Origin of the sequence: Acidovorax sp. Root568 (assembly GCF_001427445.1) — a bacterium.
Lineage (GTDB): Bacteria > Pseudomonadota > Gammaproteobacteria > Burkholderiales > Burkholderiaceae_C > Acidovorax > Acidovorax delafieldii.
On record NZ_LMGP01000014.1, the window covers coordinates 112,802 to 127,672 of the forward strand.

Below are 14,871 nucleotides of genomic sequence, written 5' to 3' on the forward strand. Positions count from 1 at the left end.
CAACGTATTTTGCACGAATGAGAATTTTATGAAATCATCATTGCACGAATCCAGCGCCTTGCTGACCGAGCGGCTGGCCCGCCAGGACGCCGACCTGACCGCCAGCGAACGGGCGCTGGCCGAGGCCCTGGGGCGCGACTACCCCCACGCCCTGCTGGAGTCCGCCACCGCCCTCGCTGCGCGCACTGGCACCAGTGCATCGACCGTGGTGCGGCTGTTTGCCAAGCTGGGCTACGGCAGCTATGCCGAGGCCCAGCGCGAGGCGCGGGCCGAGGTCACCGCCCTGCTGCAAACGGCGGGGCAGCGCGCGCCGGTCACCATCGGCACCCGGCGCAGCCTGCAGCAGTGCGTGGACGACGCGCTGCTGCACGACCAGCACAACCTCACCACCACGCGCGACGGACTGGACATGGCGGCCTTCGAGGCCATGGTGGCACGTATCGCACAGGGCAAGGGACGCATCTTTGTGCTGGCGCAGATCAACAGTGCCCCGGTGGCCGCCTGGCTGGCGCTGCACCTGAACATGTGCCGCCCGGGCGTGCACGAACTGGGGGCTGGCGCGGTGGACGCCACCGACCAGCTGCTGTGGATCCAGCCCGAAGATGCCTTGCTGGTCTTCAGCATCCGCCGCTACGCCAGCGGGCCGGTGAAAGTGGCGCAGCGCTTTCGCGACGCCGGGGCCCAGGTGCTGGCCATCACCGACAGCGCCGCCGCGCCCTTGGCGGCGCTGTCCCACCACCGGCTGCAGGTGCGCACGTCCAATGCGTCGCCGTTCGACTCTTACACCGCCGCGTTCTTCCTGTGCAATGCGCTGGTGTCGGCCGTGGCCCAGCTGCGGCACAAGGCGGTGTCCGAGGCACTGAAGCGGCGCGACGATCTGTGGACAGATTTCGAGTCGCAACTCATCGTGGAAAGCCCCTCGCCAGCCGGTCGGCGGAGCAAGCGCTAGCCTGCGCGCGGCAGACGTTCAGCCTTGGGTAGCCCCATGAAAAAAGCGCTCCGGAGAGCGCTTCTTTTGTAGCCCCCAACCCTTGCGGCACGGGGGTGCAGGCACCGTTCAGTGCTGCAGGATCTTATTGAGGAAGTCCTTGGTACGCGGCTGGCGTGCGTCGGGGTTGTTGAAGAAGTCGTCCTTGGAGCAGTCTTCCAGGATCTTGCCGCCCACGTCCATGAAGATCACGCGGTTGCTCACCTTGCGGGCAAAGCCCATTTCGTGGGTCACGCACATCATGGTCATGCCTTCGTTGGCCAGGCCCACCATCACGTCCAGCACTTCACCGACCATTTCGGGGTCGAGCGCGGATGTGGGTTCGTCGAACAGCATCACGATGGGGTCCATGCTCAGCGCGCGCGCAATGGCCACGCGCTGCTGCTGGCCGCCCGAGAGCTGGCCGGGGAACTTGTCCTTGTGGGCGATCAGGCCCACGCGCTCCAGCATCTTGAGGCCGCGCTTCTTGGCGTCGTCCGCGCTGCGGCCCAGCACCTTGATCTGCGCAATGGTCAGGTTGTCCGTCACCGACAGGTGGGGGAACAGCTCGAAGTGCTGGAACACCATGCCCACGCGGCTGCGCAGCTTGGGCAGGTTGGTGCTGGGGTCGTGCAGCTTCACGCCATCGACCGTGATCTCGCCCTTCTGGAAGGGTTCGAGCGCGTTGATGGTCTTGATGAGTGTGGACTTGCCAGAGCCCGAGGGCCCGCAGACCACGACCACTTCACCCTTGTTGATGGTGGCCGAGCACTCGTTGAGCACCTGCACCGGGCCATACCACTTGGATACGTTTTTGAGTTCGATCATTTCTTTTTCCTCAATCCAATCTCTTTTGCACCAGCCTCGATCAGCGGATGATCGCGATCTTCTGGTGCAGGCGCTTGACCGCCCAGGACAGCGCGTAGCACATGATGAAGTACAGAACCGCAGCGGCCAGGTACGCCTCGATCGGACGACCAAAGTTCTTGCCCGCCACTTCAAAGCCCTTGAGCATGTCGTAGGCGCCAATGGCGTAAACCAGCGACGTGTCCTGGAACAGGATGATGGTCTGGGTGAGCAGCACGGGCAGCATGTTGCGGAACGCCTGGGGCAGCACCACCAGCTTCATGTTCTGGCCGTAGGTCATGCCTAATGCCTGGCCGGCGTACACCTGGCCGCGTGGGATGGACTGGATGCCAGCGCGCATGATTTCGCTGAAGTACGCTGCCTCAAAGGCAATGAAGGTGATGACTGCCGACACTTCCGCGCCAATGGGGCGGCCGATGATGGCGGGCACCAGCAGGAAGAACCACAGAATCACCATCACCAGCGGAATGGAGCGCATGCCGTTGACGTAGATGGTGGCGGGCACATCCAGCCACTTCTTGCCCGACAGGCGCATGAGGGCCAGCACGGTGCCGAACAGCACGCCCCCGATGGTGGCCACCAGCGTGAGGATCAGGCTGAAGTACAGCCCCTTGAGCACGAAGTTGGAGATCAGGTCCCAGTTGTAGAAGGAGAAATCGAGATTCATATCAATGCCCCCCTCCGGCCGCGCCACTCACGACCATGCCAGGGATGCGTGCGCGCTTTTCAATGAAGGCCATGATGCGGTTGATCGCAAACGCCGAGATGATGTACAGCGTGGTCACCGCCAGATAGACCTCGATGCCGCGCGAGGTTTCTTCCTGCGCCTGCATGGCGAACATGGTGAGTTCAGCCACCGACACGGCAAACGCCACGGACGAGTTCTTGAAGATGTTCATCGTCTCGCTGGTCAGTGGCGGAATGATGATGCGAAACGCCATGGGCAGCAGCACATAGCGGTAGGTCTGGAAGGTGGTGAAACCCATGGCCATGCCGGCATACCGCTGGCCGCGTGGCAGGGCCTGGATGCCCGAACGCACCTGCTCGGCGATACGTGCCGAGGTGAAAAAGCCCAGCGCCAGCACCACCAGCGCAAAACCGGGAACGCCCCGCAGCACCGGGAACAGGCTGGGCAGCACGTGGTACCACAGGAAAATCTGCACCAGCAGCGGAATATTGCGAAACAGCTCGACCCAGGCGTTGCCCAGCCGAACGATCATCGGGCGATCCTGCAAGGTGCGCAGCGTACCGATGAATGAACCCAACACAAGCGCCAGCAGCAAGGCCAGCAGCGAAACGGACACCGTCCAGCCCCAGGCCGACAGCATCCAGTCCAGGTAGGTGATCTCGCCGCCTTTGCCAAAGCAGCCCTGCACCACATCCCGGTCCATGGTGTCCTGGCAGAACACCTGCCAATCCCAACTCATAGGAGCACCCCTTTAATTTTTGGTTTTGCGCTGGGGGACCCACTGGGCCGACCCAACAAAAAAGCCCCTTCAAACCAGCTGGCCGAAGGGGCACAAGCGTTGCAGAGCTTACTTCTTGGCGTAGTCTTCCATGGGCTTGTCGTTAGGCGATGCCCAGGCTGCCTTGGTAGCGTCGGACATCGGCAGGCCGATCTTGGTGTTGGTCGGTGGCACAGGTTGCATGAACCACTTGTCGTACAGCTTGGCCAGCGAACCGTCGGCGATCTGGCGCTTGATGGAGTCGTCCACAGCCTTCTTGAACGCGGGGTCGTCCTTGCGCAGCATGCAGGCGATGGGTTCCACCGACAGCACTTCGCCCACGATCTTGTAATCGGCAGGGTTCTTGGACTTGGAGATGTTGGCAGCCAGGATGGAGCCGTCCATCACGAATGCGTCAGCACGGCCAGTTTCCAGCATCAGGAAGCTGTCGGCGTGGTCCTTGCCGAACACTTCCTTGAAGTCGATGCCGCCAGCACGTTCGTGCTTGCGCAGGGTCTGCACGGAGGTCGTGCCGGTGGTGGTGGCCACGGTCTTGCCGTTCAGGTCCTTGATCGAGGTGATGCCCGAGTTGGCCTTCACCACGGTGCGCACTTCTTCCACATAGGTGGTCACGGCAAACGCCACGTCCTTTTGGCGTGCGGCGTTGTTGGTGGTGGAGCCACACTCCAGATCCACGGTGCCGTTGGTCACCAGCGGAATACGGTTTTGCGAGGTCACGGGCTGGTACTTGATATCCAGCTTGGGCAAGCCCAGTTGCTTCTGGATGTCGTGCAGAACGATCTCGCCCATTTCGGTGTGGAAACCCACGTACTTGCCGTTGCCCAGCGTGTACGAAAGACCCGAAGACTCGCGCACGCCCAGCGTCACGCTGCCGGAGGCCTTGATCTTGGCCAGAGTGTCATTGGCTTGGGCAAATACGCTGCCTGCAGCCAAGGCGGTCACGGCAACCGCGAGCAAATGTTTCTTCATAGGGATCTCCTTGTGTTGAAAACGAAAAAGGGGGGAATTTTAGAGACAGGGGCCAGCCGGGGGTAACCGGTCAGGACCGCACTCCAAAAAGGGGTAGCACGCAACCAGGGATATTAGTCAGAACGGGACCTGGTCGGTAGGGTATTTCCAGAAGTCGCGCAACAAGTAACTGACCGGCAGGCTCAGCACGGTGTTGTTGGGCGGAATGGCCTTGTTGAACCACTTGTCGTAAATCGGGTAAATCTCGCGGCTGGTAATCAGGCGGCGCATTTCCTCGTCCACCAGCTTTTTGAACTCAGGGTCGTTCTTGGGCAGCATGATGGCCAGTGGCTCGGTGGTCATGAAGCGGCCCACTACCTTAAGCGCCTTGGGGTCGGGCCGCCCGGCCGCCAGGCCGTACAGCAGCACGTCGTCCATCACAAACGCATCGGCCTCACCCTTCTCGACCATCTCGACCGCCTTGGCATGGTCGGGTGCCTCAACGATGGTGATGCCCATCAGGCGCTCGCGGTTGGCCTGGTCGGCCGCCTTCAGGGGCGTCGTGCCCTTGGTGGACACCAGCTTCTTGCCGTTGAGATCCTCCACCCTGTCGATGGTGCTGGAGGACTTGACCAGCAGCCGCGCGCCGGTGATGAAGTGGGGGATGGTGAAGGCCACCTTCTGGCGCCGCTCGGCGTTGTTGGTGGTGGAGCCACACTCCATGTCGGCCTTGCCCTGCTCGATCATGGCGATGCGGTTGGCCGGCGTGACAGGCACCAGCTCGATCTCCATGTCCTTCTTGCCGGTCTTCTTGCGCACCAGCTCGGCCATGCGCAGGCACAGGTCCAGCGCATAGCCCACGGGCTTGCCCGACTGGCTGTCGATGTACGAGAAAGGCACCGAGGATTCACGGTAGGCAATGACCAGCTTGCCACCGCCAGCCACGCGCTCCAGCACGCTGGCCTGCGCAGACGCACCGACCGCACAGCACAGTGCTGCGAGGCCCCAGGCCAATCCCCAATGCTGAACTTTCATACGATGCCTCTGTGAAGGAATGAACCGGGTTTGCAATCTTCGTGCCACCGTGGGGCCCTGCCAAGGCACACGCTGCTATCCACCGATCCGGCGATGGCGCAGACTGTACGTGTCGTTACGGTGAAATTCCAATGCCGTTTGCGCGCACAACTATGCAAAGTGTTTATGTCCGTATTTACCCTTAGCATGAGGCCGCTTGGGCCTGCAGGTAGGTCCACAGCGCCTGCGCCGTGCCTTTAGGGGTGTCCTTGCCATTGGGCTTTTCGCGGTAGGCACGCACATCCATGGTCATCTGCAGGCCTTCGGTATCGGGGGGCGCGGCGCTGACCAGGCGGCGCGAGCGCAGCTCCTTCTTCACGGCGCTGTGGGGCAAGAAGGCCACGCCATGCCCTTCCAGCGCCATGGCCTTGAGACCTTCGGCCATATCGGTCTCGTACACGCGCTCCAGATGAATGGGCGTCTGCGATTGTTTGAGGATGAGTTCGGTCACCCGCCCCAGGTAGGCGCCGGGCGCATAGCCCAGGTAGGGCAGCGGCTGGCCTGCGCGGCCGGGCAGGCGGTGCACGGGCTGGCCATCGGCGTCGGCCTTGCTGTAGGGCGACAACACTTCCTGACCCAGGCTGACCATCTCATACCGATCGGCATCGAGCTGAAAGGGCTGCGAGGGGTGGTGGTAGGCGATCAGCAGGTCGCACCCGCCTTCGACCAGGCGCATCACCGCGTCGTGCACATTCAGCGCAATCAGGCGGCTTTTGAACGGGCCGAACTTGTCGTGCAGGCTGGACACCCAGGCCGGGAAGAACGTGAACGCCAGCGTGTGGGGCACGGCAAACTCGATCATGTCCTTGCCTGCGCTGGTGTGCGCGCGCAGCATGGCACGCGTGTTCTGCAGCGACTGGAGCATTTCCAGGGCCTGGTCGTACAGGGTCTTGCCGGCCGGGGTCAGCCGGGTGGGGTAGGAGCTGCGGTCCACCAGGTCGGTGCCGGCCCAGGCCTCCAGCGCCTGGATGCGCCGCGAGAACGCTGGCTGGGTCACATGCCGCAGCTGCGCTGACCGGCTGAAGCTGCGGGTTTCCGCAAGACTGACGAAATCTTCAAGCCACTTGGTTTCCATCGGTGCATTATCCGCGCGCGGGCTACACCGTGCTGGCCGCTGGCATGAGGGTTTACACAGTGCTGACGCGGCGCACCAATGGTGTGCATGCATAGCAACCCATCGCATAATAGAAAGCGGCGCCTACAGCGCTCAGCGTCGAGGCCCCTGGTGCACAACACTGCCGGGCAGGGCGACCCGCATGCTCCCGTGTTTGTTCTCCTCCTTCCCCTGCCCCATGTCCTCCTCCTCCCCCCAAGGGCCTGCGACCGACGCACTGCCCGGCGCCGCGAGTCCCGAGGCCGAGCCCCGCTCGCTGCGCCTTGAAGACTGGCTCACCGTCATCGTCATGGCGGCCCTCGCACTCATCACCTTTGCCAACGTGCTGGTGCGTTACTTCACCAACTCCTCGTTCGCCTGGACCGAAGAAATCTCGGTGTTCCTGATGATCGCGCTGGCGCTCATCGCAGGCTCGGCCGCCGTGGCGCGCGACCAGCACATCCGCATCGAGTACTTTGCCGAGGGCGGCTCTGCCCTGCGCAGCAAGCGCCTGTCCATGCTGGGCGCGGCCACTGTGGCCCTGCTGTTTGGCGTCATCGCCGTTCTGAGCGTGCGCGTGGTGTGGGACGACTACAGCTTTGGCGAAACCTCCCCCGGCATCGGCGTGCCGCAGTGGTGGTATTCGATCTGGCTGCCCGTGTTCTCTGCGCTCATCACGGCACGCGCCATCGGGCTGTTCATCCGCCGCAGCCGCGGCACGGTCAGCGATGCCGCCCCGGCGCACAAGGATGCGCAACCATGATCGCCACGCTGCTGTTTGTGGCCTTTCTGGGCCTGATGTTTGTGGGCGTACCGATTGGCGCCGCGCTGGGCCTGGCCGGTGCCGCCGCCATTGCGCTGGCTAACGCCGACAGCCAGTGGTTCGGCCTGCTGGCCGTGCCACAAAACTTCTACGCCGGGCTGGGCAAATACCCGCTGCTGGCCATCCCGATGTTCGTGCTGGTGGGCTCCATTTTTGACCGCTCGGGCGTGGCGCTGCGCCTCGTGAACTTCGCCGTGGCCATCGTCGGGCGTGGCCCGGGCATGCTGCCGCTGGTGGCGATTGCCGTGGCCATGTTCCTGGGCGGCATCTCGGGCTCGGGCCCGGCCAATGCCGCCGCTGTGGGCGGGGTGATGATCGCGGCCATGTCGCGCGCGGGCTACCCGCCCTCGTTCTCGGCCAGCGTGGTGGGGGCCGCTGCGGCCACGGACATCCTGATCCCGCCCTCGGTCGCGTTCATCATCTACTCGGTGCTGGTGCCCGGCGCATCGGTGCCCGCGCTGTTTGCGGCTGGCATGATCCCCGGCATCCTGGCAGGCGTGGCGCTCATCGTGCCCGCCGTGTGGATGGCGCGCAAGCACAAGATGGGCGCGCTCGAAGCCACCATGCCCCGCCCCCCATTCTGGAAGAGCCTGCGCGAGGCCACCTGGGGCCTGGCCGCGCCAGTGCTGATCCTGGGCGGCATGCGGGCCGGTTGGTTCACGCCGACGGAAGCCGCCGTGGTCGCGGTGTTCTACGGCCTGTTCGTGGGCATGGTGATCCACCGCACGATTTCTGTGCGCGACCTGTTCCCCATCTTGCGCGAATCGGGCGAGCTGTCCGCCGTGATCCTCATCGTGGTGTCGCTCGCGGGCATCTTTGCGTATTCTCTGTCCACACTGGGCGTGATCGACCCGGTGGCCAACGCCATCGTGAACTCGGGCCTGGGTGAGTACGGCGTGCTGGCGCTGCTCATCGTGCTGCTGATCACGGTGGGCATGTTCCTTGACGGCATCTCGATCTTCCTGATCTTTGTGCCGCTGCTGCTGCCGATCATGCAGCACTACAAGTGGGACCCGGTGTGGTTTGGCGTCATCCTCACGCTCAAGGTGGCCCTGGGCCAGTTCACCCCGCCACTGGCCGTGAACCTGATGGTGTCTTGCCGCATTGCCGGTGTGCGCATGGAATCGACCGTGCGCTGGGTGGGCTGGATGCTGTTCGCCATGTTCCTTGTGATGGTGGCCGTGATCGCCTTCCCGCAACTGGCCCTGTGGCTGCCCGCCAAACTGGGCTACTGACCCCTTGCCGACGAATTTCTAACCAGGAGACTGAAACAATGAAACTGCGCACCTTCCTCACTTCCGCCGTGGCCGCTGCCGTCGCCCTGGCGTTCACCGCCCCAGCCGCCATCGCGCAGACTGCGTACAAGAGCGAGTACCGCATGTCGCTGGTGCTGGGCACGGCCTTCCCCTGGGGCAAGGGCGGCGAGCTGTGGGCCAACAAGGTGCGCGAGCGCACCCAGGGCCGCATCAACATCAAGCTCTACCCCGGGGTGTCGCTGATCCAGGGCGACCAGACGCGCGAGTTCAGCGCCCTGCGCCAGGGCGTGATCGACATGGCCGTGGGCTCCACCATCAACTGGTCGCCCCAGGTCAAGCAGCTCAACCTGTTCTCGCTGCCCTTCCTATTCCCCGACTACGCGGCCGTCGATGCAGTGACGCAAGGCGACGTGGGCAAGCAGATCTTCACCACGCTGGAGAAGGCAGGCGTCGTGCCGCTCGCCTGGGGAGAAAACGGCTACCGCGAAATCTCCAACTCCAAGCTGGCCATCAAGAGCCCCGCCGACCTCAAGGGGCTGAAGATCCGCGTGGTGGGCTCGCCCCTGTTCCTGGACACCTTCACCGCGCTGGGCGCCAACCCCACGCAAATGAGCTGGGCCGACGCGCAGCCCGCCTTTGCCAGCGGCGCCGTGGACGGCCAGGAGAACCCCATCGCCGTGTACCAGGCCGCCAAGCTGCATACCGTGGCGCAGAAGCACATCACCATGTGGGGCTACGTGAACGACCCGCTGGTGTTCGTGGTGAACAAGGACATCTGGGCTTCGTGGACCCCTGCAGACCGCGAGATCGTGAAGCAGGCCGCCATCGACGCCGGCAAGGAAGAAATCGCCATCGCCCGCAAGGGCATGGTCGAGGCCGACAAGCCCTTGCTCAAGGAAATCGCCGCCAACGGCGTGACCGTCACGCAGCTGTCAGCCGCCGAGCGCGACGCGTTCGTGAAGGCCACGCGCCCCGTGTACGAAAAGTGGAAGGGCCAGATCGGCGCCGACCTCGTGGGCTCTGCCGAGAAGGCCATTGCTGCACGCAAGAACTGACCCTTGAGCGGGCCCGTCCGTCACCGGTGCGAGCAGTCGCCCGGTGTTTGCCAAAGCCCCGCCATGGCGGGGCTTTTTGCTGGGCGGGCGCGAAAGCGACAGCTGGGGAAGCGCCCGCGATTTCACTATTTATTTGATAGCACCCAATGCATATTGCACTAGCGCTACCGGCCGCTTTCACTTCAAATCATCGGGAACTGGGTGCTTGACCGCGTTTTTGCGCAGCTTGTGCTCCACTGCCTCCGCCAGGTCCACGCCCGCATGGTCCGCGAGCTGCAGCAGGTACAGCAGCACGTCGGCCACCTCGTCGGCAATGGGCTCCTTCAGCGCCGGGTCCTCACGCACGGCGAGCGACTGTTCCGGCGTCATCCACTGGAAGATCTCGGCCAGCTCGGCCGCCTCGACCATCAGCGCCATCGCCAGGTTCTTGGGGGTGTGGAACGGCTGCCACTGCCGCTCCGCCGCAAACGCGCGCAACCGGGTCTGCAGCGCCGTCAGATCGACAGACATTCCATTGCTCCTGATTCAATAGCTAACAGCGCATATTCCACTAGCGCTATCGACCTGTACAACCCCAAACCGGTCACACCGGCGTGACCGGCGCCTCACCTGCCAGATGGCGCCGGGCGTTCTCCATGAACCGGTCAACCGAGGCCTGCACGGCTTCGGGCGACCAGCCCGCCACATGGGGCGTGAGTACCACGTTGTCCAGGTCCAGCAGCTCGGCCGGAGGGGCGGGCTCGCTCTCGTACACATCCAGCCCTGCGGCGGCAATGCGGCCGTCGCGCAGCGCTGCGGCCAGGGCGGTGGTGTCGATCACACTGCCGCGTGCGATGTTGACCACCACGCCCCGCGCGCCGAGCGCCGTCAGCACGTCTGCGTTGACCAGGTGCCTGGTGCCCGCGCCGCCCGGCGTGGCGACCACGAGAAAGTCCGCCCATTCGGCCAGCGCCGTGACATCGGCAAAGTAGCAGTAAGGCACATCGGTTCGCGCACTGCGGTTGTGGTAGCCCACCTCGATCTCGAAGCCCAGCGCGCGCTGGGCAATCTTCTTGCCGATGGTCCCCAGGCCGATGATGCCCAGCCGCTTGTGCGACACGTTGGGCGGCAGCGGCAAGGCCGTGCGCCAGATGCCGGCGCGGGTGGCCTTGTCCAGCGGCAGGATGCGGCGCTGCGCCGCGATCAGCAGGCCCCAGGTGTGGTCGGCCACGCAGTCGTCGTTGGTGCCTGCACCGGTGGCCACCACAATGCCGCGCGCCTTGGCATGGGCCACCGCCACGTTCTCGTAGCCTGCGCCCAGTGCGCAGATGAGTGTGAGCGCGGGCAGCGCATCGATCTGCGCCGGGCTCAGGCCCACCGCCCCGATGGTGAGCACCACACGCACGCGGCTGCCGTGCTGCGCGATGGCGGTGGCGGCCTGCGGTGCATCGGGGGCGTAGATCACTTCAAAGGTCTGGGCCATCTGCGCGATGTGCTCTTCAGACAAAAACATGAGGGCAAGAAGGACGGGCTTCATGGATTGCAAATCGCGAAACAAATGAAAGAGAGAGGGATGCCGCTCAGGCGGCAGCATCGCTTTGCTGGAGCGACCACATGCTGGCGTAGCGGCCGCCGAGGGCCAGCAGCTGCGCGTGCGTGCCGCGCTCGATGATGCGGCCCGCGTCCATGACCAGTATCTCGTGCGCGTCCACCACCGTGGACAGGCGATGGGCAATCACCAGCGTGGTCTTGTTCTGCGCCACTCCCTGCAGCTCGGCCTGGATGGCGCGTTCGTTGGCGGAATCCAGCGCGCTGGTGGCCTCGTCAAAGATCAGGATCGGCGGGTTCTTGAGCAGGGTGCGCGCAATGGCCACGCGCTGCTTTTCACCGCCCGAGAGCTTGAGCCCGCGCTCGCCCACCATGGTGGCGTAGCCCTTGGGCGTGCTGGCAATGAAGTCGTGGATGCGTGCGGCACGGGCGGCGGCTTCGATCTCATCCTGGCTGGCACCGGTGCGGCCATAGGCGATGTTGTAGGCCACCGTGTCGTTGAACAGCACCGTGTCCTGTGGGACGATGCCAATCGCCTGGCGCACGCTCGCCTGCGTCACGCTGCGGATCTCCTGCCCCGCAATGGTGATGCGCCCCTGCTGGATGTCGTAGAAGCGAAACAGCAGCCGGGCCAGTGTGGACTTGCCCGAACCCGAAGGCCCCACCACCGCCACCGTCTTGCCCGCCGGTATCTCGAAGCTGATGCCCTGCAGGATGGGCCGGCCGCTGCTGAAGTCGCTGCCTTGACGCACGTCGTAGGAAAAGTGCACGTTCTCAAAACGCACGGTGGGCTGGCTCAGCCCCGCCAGCGGCTGGGCGCCGGGTGCGTCGGCCACTTCGCGCTCTTTGTCCATGAGCGTGAACATCTTGTCCAGGTCGGTGAGGCTCTGCTTGATCTCCCGGTAGATCACGCCCAGAAAGTTGAGCGGGATGTACAGCTGGATCATGAAGGCGTTGACCATGACGAGGTCGCCCAGCGTCATGCGGCCATCGACCACGCCCTGTGTGGCGCGCCACAGCATGGCCACCAGGCCCACGGCAATGATGAGCTGCTGGCCGGTGTTGAGCAGGGACAGCGTGGTCTGGCTCTTCAGGCGCGCGCGGCGCAGGCGCTCCAGGCTTTCGTCATAGCGGCGGGCCTCGAAGCCTTCGTTGTTGAAGTACTTCACCGTCTCGTAGTTGAGCAGCGAATCCACGGCCTTGGAATGCGCGGCCGAGTCGAACTCATTGGCCTCGCGGCGGAACTGGGTGCGCCACTCGGTCACCAGCACCGTGAAGAGGATGTACAGCGCCAGCGCCGCCAGCGTGATCCACGCAAACCAGGCGTCGAACTTGATGGCCAGCACCGAGAGCACCAGCACCACCTCGACCAGGGTGGCGACCACGTTGAACAGCGTGAACGAGATCAGCGACTCGATGCCGCGCACACCGCGCTCGATGTCACGCGTCATGCCACCCGTCTGGCGCTCCAGGTGAAACCGCAGGCTCAGGGCGTGCAGGTGCTCAAAGGTCTGCAGCGCAATCGAGCGCGCTGCGCCCTGCGTGGCCTTGGCAAACACCAGCTCGCGCAGCTCGGTGAACAGCGAGGTGGACAGCCGCAGCGCGCCGTAGGCCACCAGCAGCCCCACCGGCACCACCAGCAGCGCGGCGGGGTCGCCCGGCTTCAGGCTCATGGCATCGACCAGCGTCTTGAGCAGGATGGGCACGCCCACGTTGGCGAACTTGGCGCCCACCATGAAGACGATGGCGGCTATCACGCGCCATTTGTATTGCCACAGGTAGGGCAGCAATCGGTGCAGGGTGGCCCAGTCCGACTGGACCGGTGCGGGACTGGCGGCCGTGCCACTGGCGGTGGCACCGGGCGCGCTGGCGGCGGCAGGGGGGGAGGTTTCGCCGTGGTGGCGCATGGGGGACAATTCCGGTTGTTGTTTTTACCGACCTGGCTGCTGCCCAGGTGGCTTTTTCAGGGCGCGAGGCCTTGTGAAACCACCGGTTTCCCCAAGGATTGGCTCAGCCCCAACCGAGATTGTGCCCATGTCTGCCGTTTTCAGCCCACCACCCGCCGCATTGCCCACCGACAAGGAGCTGGTGCTCAAGGTCATCCCCATGCCCGCCGACACCAACGGCAATGGCGACATCTTTGGCGGATGGGTGATGGCGCAGGTCGACCTGGCGGGCTCCGTGCTGCCCGCGCGCTACATCCAGGGCCGCATGGCCACGGTGGCGGTCAATGAATTCATCTTCAAACAGCCCGTACGCGTGGGCGATATCCTGTCGTTCTTCTCGGCCATCACGCGCGTGGGCAACACCTCGGTCACCGTGGAGGTGGAGGTGTATGCCGAGCGTTTTTCTGCCCAGGGGCAGTATGTGAAAGTGACGGAGGCGCGCCTGACCTATGTGGCCATCGACCACCAGGGCAGGCCGCGCCCGGTGCCCAAGCACAACGCGCCTGCGTGAGCCGCCGAACGGAATCGAACGGACTGACCGCGCCTATCGGGGCGCGGCTGTGAGTGCAGGTCAGGCTGCCAGCGCGGCTGGCTCAGCCCTCAAGGGGGCTGCTGCCCGCTGTGTGCTGCTGGACGACGATGCGGAAAAACCGGCCTCGATCTCTCCCGCCAGCTGTCCACCCTCTTCCACCACCAGCTTGCCGTAGCGGATCTTGCCGTTGACCTTGCCGGTGCTGTAGATCACCAGCTTTTGCCGCACGGTGAGCGTGCCGTTGAACTCGCCGTGGATCTCGGCAATGTCGATTTCAGCCGAGCCCTTGAAGGCGCCGTGCTCCGAGATCTGGATCACGCGCGAATCCATCGTGGCCTCGACCGTGCCTTCGACCACGAGCGTGTCGCAGTCGGTGATCTCCACGCCCTTGAGCTTGATGTTCGGGCCCACCGTGAGCTTGCTGCCCGAGCTGTCGCTGGCACTGGCCGACTTGGGGGCAGATGGAGCAGGCACCGGCTGCGCAGGTGCGGCGCTGCTGGCCGCCGTGCCGCCCAATACGGAGCCTGAGGTGGTGCTGCTGCGGGGTTGGAACGACTCGGGTTCACGCTTGCCAAAGAAAGGGTTTTGCACGGCCATCAGATCTCCTTGAAAAGAGAGTCATCGTAGGTTTCGTGTCCCTGGAAAGATGCCTTCGTTACGCAAGAACGGTAACCAAACGGTTCTCTCGTAGCATGCGCTTGCAAGGCTTGCGGGATCACACATCCCGTGCACGGCAGCACGCCCGGATCAAGAAACGATGTAAGCCGCAGCCCCCGCCGACATGATCTGCCCGTCCGGCCCCAGAAACTCCATGCGTGTCGTTGCGACACGCGAGCCCAGCCGCAACACCTGCGCGCGCAGCTCAAAGTGGCTGCCAATGCCCGGGCGCAGGTAGTCGATGCGCAGGTCGATGGTGCCCAGCTTGGCAAAGCGGTGCAGGCGCTGCTCGGGCGGCTCGTCCAGGTGCTTGGCGCCAATCGCAGCCATCACGGCCAGGCCGCCCATGGCGTCGAGCCCCGCACTGATCACGCCACCGTGAATGCGGTTGTAGGCGTAGTGACCCACCAGGTCGGGCTTCATGTCGATGCGTCCCACCACGCCGTCAGGCGCCAGGGCGGTGACCTTGAGCCCCAGGACCTGGTTGAACACGATCTTTTCTTCAAAGATGGACTTGAGCCCGGCGATGAACTCGGGCTCAAAAGCCTGTGGCTGGGGGGAAGTGGTTTTGCTCATGGTGTGCTGTGTGCGGACCTGCAGCGCGCTGCGCCCACCGGTCCGATGACTCCTGTTTTTATAGCTGCTGGCGCTTGATACACA

General features: G+C 64.3%; 16 protein-coding genes. 5 read left to right on the forward strand and 11 right to left on the reverse strand.

Annotated features, from left to right (window positions below; genetic code table 11):
• Window positions 1–28 precede the first annotated feature (28 nt).
• Window positions 29–949, forward strand: coding sequence for a MurR/RpiR family transcriptional regulator (locus tag ASD75_RS10095; RefSeq protein WP_055400817.1), 921 nt, complete (start codon window positions 29–31; stop codon window positions 947–949).
• A gap of 108 nt (window positions 950–1,057) precedes the next feature.
• On the opposite strand, the gene ASD75_RS10100 is transcribed toward ASD75_RS10095, so the two are convergent.
• The 6 genes from ASD75_RS10100 to ASD75_RS10125 all read right to left on the reverse strand — a co-directional run bounded on the left by ASD75_RS10100 (window position 1,058) and on the right by ASD75_RS10125 (window position 6,397).
• Entirely contained in the window at window positions 1,058–1,795 is a 738-nt protein-coding gene (locus ASD75_RS10100) for an amino acid ABC transporter ATP-binding protein (protein WP_056059339.1), read from the reverse strand.
• Window positions 1,796–1,835: 40 nt separating this feature from the next.
• The gene (locus ASD75_RS10105) at window positions 1,836–2,501 is read right to left on the reverse strand and encodes an amino acid ABC transporter permease (RefSeq protein WP_056059987.1); all 666 of its coding nucleotides are present in this window, start codon (window positions 2,499–2,501) and stop codon (window positions 1,836–1,838) included.
• A gap of 1 nt (window position 2,502) precedes the next feature.
• The gene (locus tag ASD75_RS10110) at window positions 2,503–3,261 is read right to left on the reverse strand and encodes an amino acid ABC transporter permease (protein WP_056059340.1); all 759 of its coding nucleotides are present in this window, start codon (window positions 3,259–3,261) and stop codon (window positions 2,503–2,505) included.
• Between the two features lie 108 nt (window positions 3,262–3,369).
• On the reverse strand, window positions 3,370–4,269 hold the full coding sequence (locus tag ASD75_RS10115) for an amino acid ABC transporter substrate-binding protein (protein WP_056745312.1): 900 nt from the start codon (window positions 4,267–4,269) through the stop codon (window positions 3,370–3,372).
• A gap of 117 nt (window positions 4,270–4,386) precedes the next feature.
• Window positions 4,387–5,283 (reverse strand): amino acid ABC transporter substrate-binding protein, encoded by an 897-nt coding sequence (locus tag ASD75_RS10120; protein WP_056059343.1) that lies wholly within the window; start codon window positions 5,281–5,283, stop codon window positions 4,387–4,389.
• A gap of 181 nt (window positions 5,284–5,464) precedes the next feature.
• Entirely contained in the window at window positions 5,465–6,397 is a 933-nt protein-coding gene (locus tag ASD75_RS10125) for a LysR family transcriptional regulator (protein ID WP_056745314.1), read from the reverse strand.
• A gap of 217 nt (window positions 6,398–6,614) precedes the next feature.
• Here ASD75_RS10125 and ASD75_RS10130 point away from each other — a divergent pair, with 217 nt between their 5' ends.
• Genes ASD75_RS10130 through ASD75_RS10140 form a run of 3 tightly spaced genes read left to right on the forward strand, consistent with a single transcriptional unit; the run spans window position 6,615 to window position 9,549 of the window.
• Window positions 6,615–7,178 carry a TRAP transporter small permease gene (locus ASD75_RS10130; RefSeq protein WP_056745316.1) on the forward strand — a complete coding sequence of 188 codons (564 nt, stop codon included), beginning with the start codon at window positions 6,615–6,617 and terminating at the stop codon, window positions 7,176–7,178.
• Window positions 7,175–8,473, forward strand: a complete 1,299-nt coding sequence (locus ASD75_RS10135; RefSeq protein WP_056745317.1) for a TRAP transporter large permease — start codon at window positions 7,175–7,177, stop codon at window positions 8,471–8,473. Before ASD75_RS10130 ends, ASD75_RS10135 begins: the two co-directional genes overlap by 4 nt.
• Window positions 8,474–8,511: 38 nt before the next feature.
• Complete coding sequence (locus tag ASD75_RS10140) at window positions 8,512–9,549, forward strand: DctP family TRAP transporter solute-binding subunit (protein ID WP_056745319.1); 1,038 nt, start codon at window positions 8,512–8,514, stop codon at window positions 9,547–9,549.
• Window positions 9,550–9,726: 177 nt separating this feature from the next.
• Here ASD75_RS10140 and ASD75_RS10145 read toward each other — a convergent pair whose 3' ends face one another.
• The 3 genes from ASD75_RS10145 to ASD75_RS10155 all read right to left on the reverse strand — a co-directional run bounded on the left by ASD75_RS10145 (window position 9,727) and on the right by ASD75_RS10155 (window position 12,983).
• Entirely contained in the window at window positions 9,727–10,059 is a 333-nt protein-coding gene (locus tag ASD75_RS10145) for a nucleotide pyrophosphohydrolase (protein WP_056745322.1), read from the reverse strand.
• A 73-nt stretch (window positions 10,060–10,132) separates the two neighbouring features.
• Entirely contained in the window at window positions 10,133–11,065 is a 933-nt protein-coding gene (locus ASD75_RS10150; RefSeq protein ID WP_056745324.1) for a 2-hydroxyacid dehydrogenase, read from the reverse strand.
• 43 nt (window positions 11,066–11,108) lie between these two features.
• A complete protein-coding gene (locus ASD75_RS10155; RefSeq protein ID WP_056745326.1) occupies window positions 11,109–12,983 on the reverse strand; it encodes an ABC transporter ATP-binding protein/permease in 1,875 nt (624 codons plus the stop codon).
• A gap of 127 nt (window positions 12,984–13,110) precedes the next feature.
• On the opposite strand from ASD75_RS10155, the gene ASD75_RS10160 reads away from it, so the two are divergent.
• Window positions 13,111–13,533, forward strand: coding sequence for an acyl-CoA thioesterase (locus ASD75_RS10160; RefSeq protein ID WP_015012492.1), 423 nt, complete (start codon window positions 13,111–13,113; stop codon window positions 13,531–13,533).
• Between the two features lie 60 nt (window positions 13,534–13,593).
• On the opposite strand, the gene ASD75_RS10165 is transcribed toward ASD75_RS10160, so the two are convergent.
• Both ASD75_RS10165 and ASD75_RS10170 read right to left on the reverse strand, forming a co-directional pair.
• Window positions 13,594–14,151 (reverse strand): polymer-forming cytoskeletal protein, encoded by a 558-nt coding sequence (locus ASD75_RS10165; protein ID WP_056059359.1) that lies wholly within the window; start codon window positions 14,149–14,151, stop codon window positions 13,594–13,596.
• A 150-nt stretch (window positions 14,152–14,301) separates the two neighbouring features.
• Window positions 14,302–14,787, reverse strand: coding sequence for a thioesterase family protein (locus ASD75_RS10170; protein ID WP_056745327.1), 486 nt, complete (start codon window positions 14,785–14,787; stop codon window positions 14,302–14,304).
• Window positions 14,788–14,871: the final 84 nt, after the last annotated feature.

Coding starts and splice junctions, on each gene's coding strand:
- ASD75_RS10095 (WP_055400817.1), top strand. CDS start 29: ATGAAATCATCATTGCACGAATCCAGCGCCTTGCTGACCGAGCGGCTG.
- ASD75_RS10100 (WP_056059339.1), bottom strand. CDS start 1,795: ATGATCGAACTCAAAAACGTATCCAAGTGGTATGGCCCGGTGCAGGTG.
- ASD75_RS10105 (WP_056059987.1), bottom strand. CDS start 2,501: ATGAATCTCGATTTCTCCTTCTACAACTGGGACCTGATCTCCAACTTC.
- ASD75_RS10110 (WP_056059340.1), bottom strand. CDS start 3,261: ATGAGTTGGGATTGGCAGGTGTTCTGCCAGGACACCATGGACCGGGAT.
- ASD75_RS10115 (WP_056745312.1), bottom strand. CDS start 4,269: ATGAAGAAACATTTGCTCGCGGTTGCCGTGACCGCCTTGGCTGCAGGC.
- ASD75_RS10120 (WP_056059343.1), bottom strand. CDS start 5,283: ATGAAAGTTCAGCATTGGGGATTGGCCTGGGGCCTCGCAGCACTGTGC.
- ASD75_RS10125 (WP_056745314.1), bottom strand. CDS start 6,397: ATGGAAACCAAGTGGCTTGAAGATTTCGTCAGTCTTGCGGAAACCCGC.
- ASD75_RS10130 (WP_056745316.1), top strand. CDS start 6,615: ATGTCCTCCTCCTCCCCCCAAGGGCCTGCGACCGACGCACTGCCCGGC.
- ASD75_RS10135 (WP_056745317.1), top strand. CDS start 7,175: ATGATCGCCACGCTGCTGTTTGTGGCCTTTCTGGGCCTGATGTTTGTG.
- ASD75_RS10140 (WP_056745319.1), top strand. CDS start 8,512: ATGAAACTGCGCACCTTCCTCACTTCCGCCGTGGCCGCTGCCGTCGCC.
- ASD75_RS10145 (WP_056745322.1), bottom strand. CDS start 10,059: ATGTCTGTCGATCTGACGGCGCTGCAGACCCGGTTGCGCGCGTTTGCG.
- ASD75_RS10150 (WP_056745324.1), bottom strand. CDS start 11,065: ATGAAGCCCGTCCTTCTTGCCCTCATGTTTTTGTCTGAAGAGCACATC.
- ASD75_RS10155 (WP_056745326.1), bottom strand. CDS start 12,983: ATGCGCCACCACGGCGAAACCTCCCCCCCTGCCGCCGCCAGCGCGCCC.
- ASD75_RS10160 (WP_015012492.1), top strand. CDS start 13,111: ATGTCTGCCGTTTTCAGCCCACCACCCGCCGCATTGCCCACCGACAAG.
- ASD75_RS10165 (WP_056059359.1), bottom strand. CDS start 14,151: ATGGCCGTGCAAAACCCTTTCTTTGGCAAGCGTGAACCCGAGTCGTTC.
- ASD75_RS10170 (WP_056745327.1), bottom strand. CDS start 14,787: ATGAGCAAAACCACTTCCCCCCAGCCACAGGCTTTTGAGCCCGAGTTC.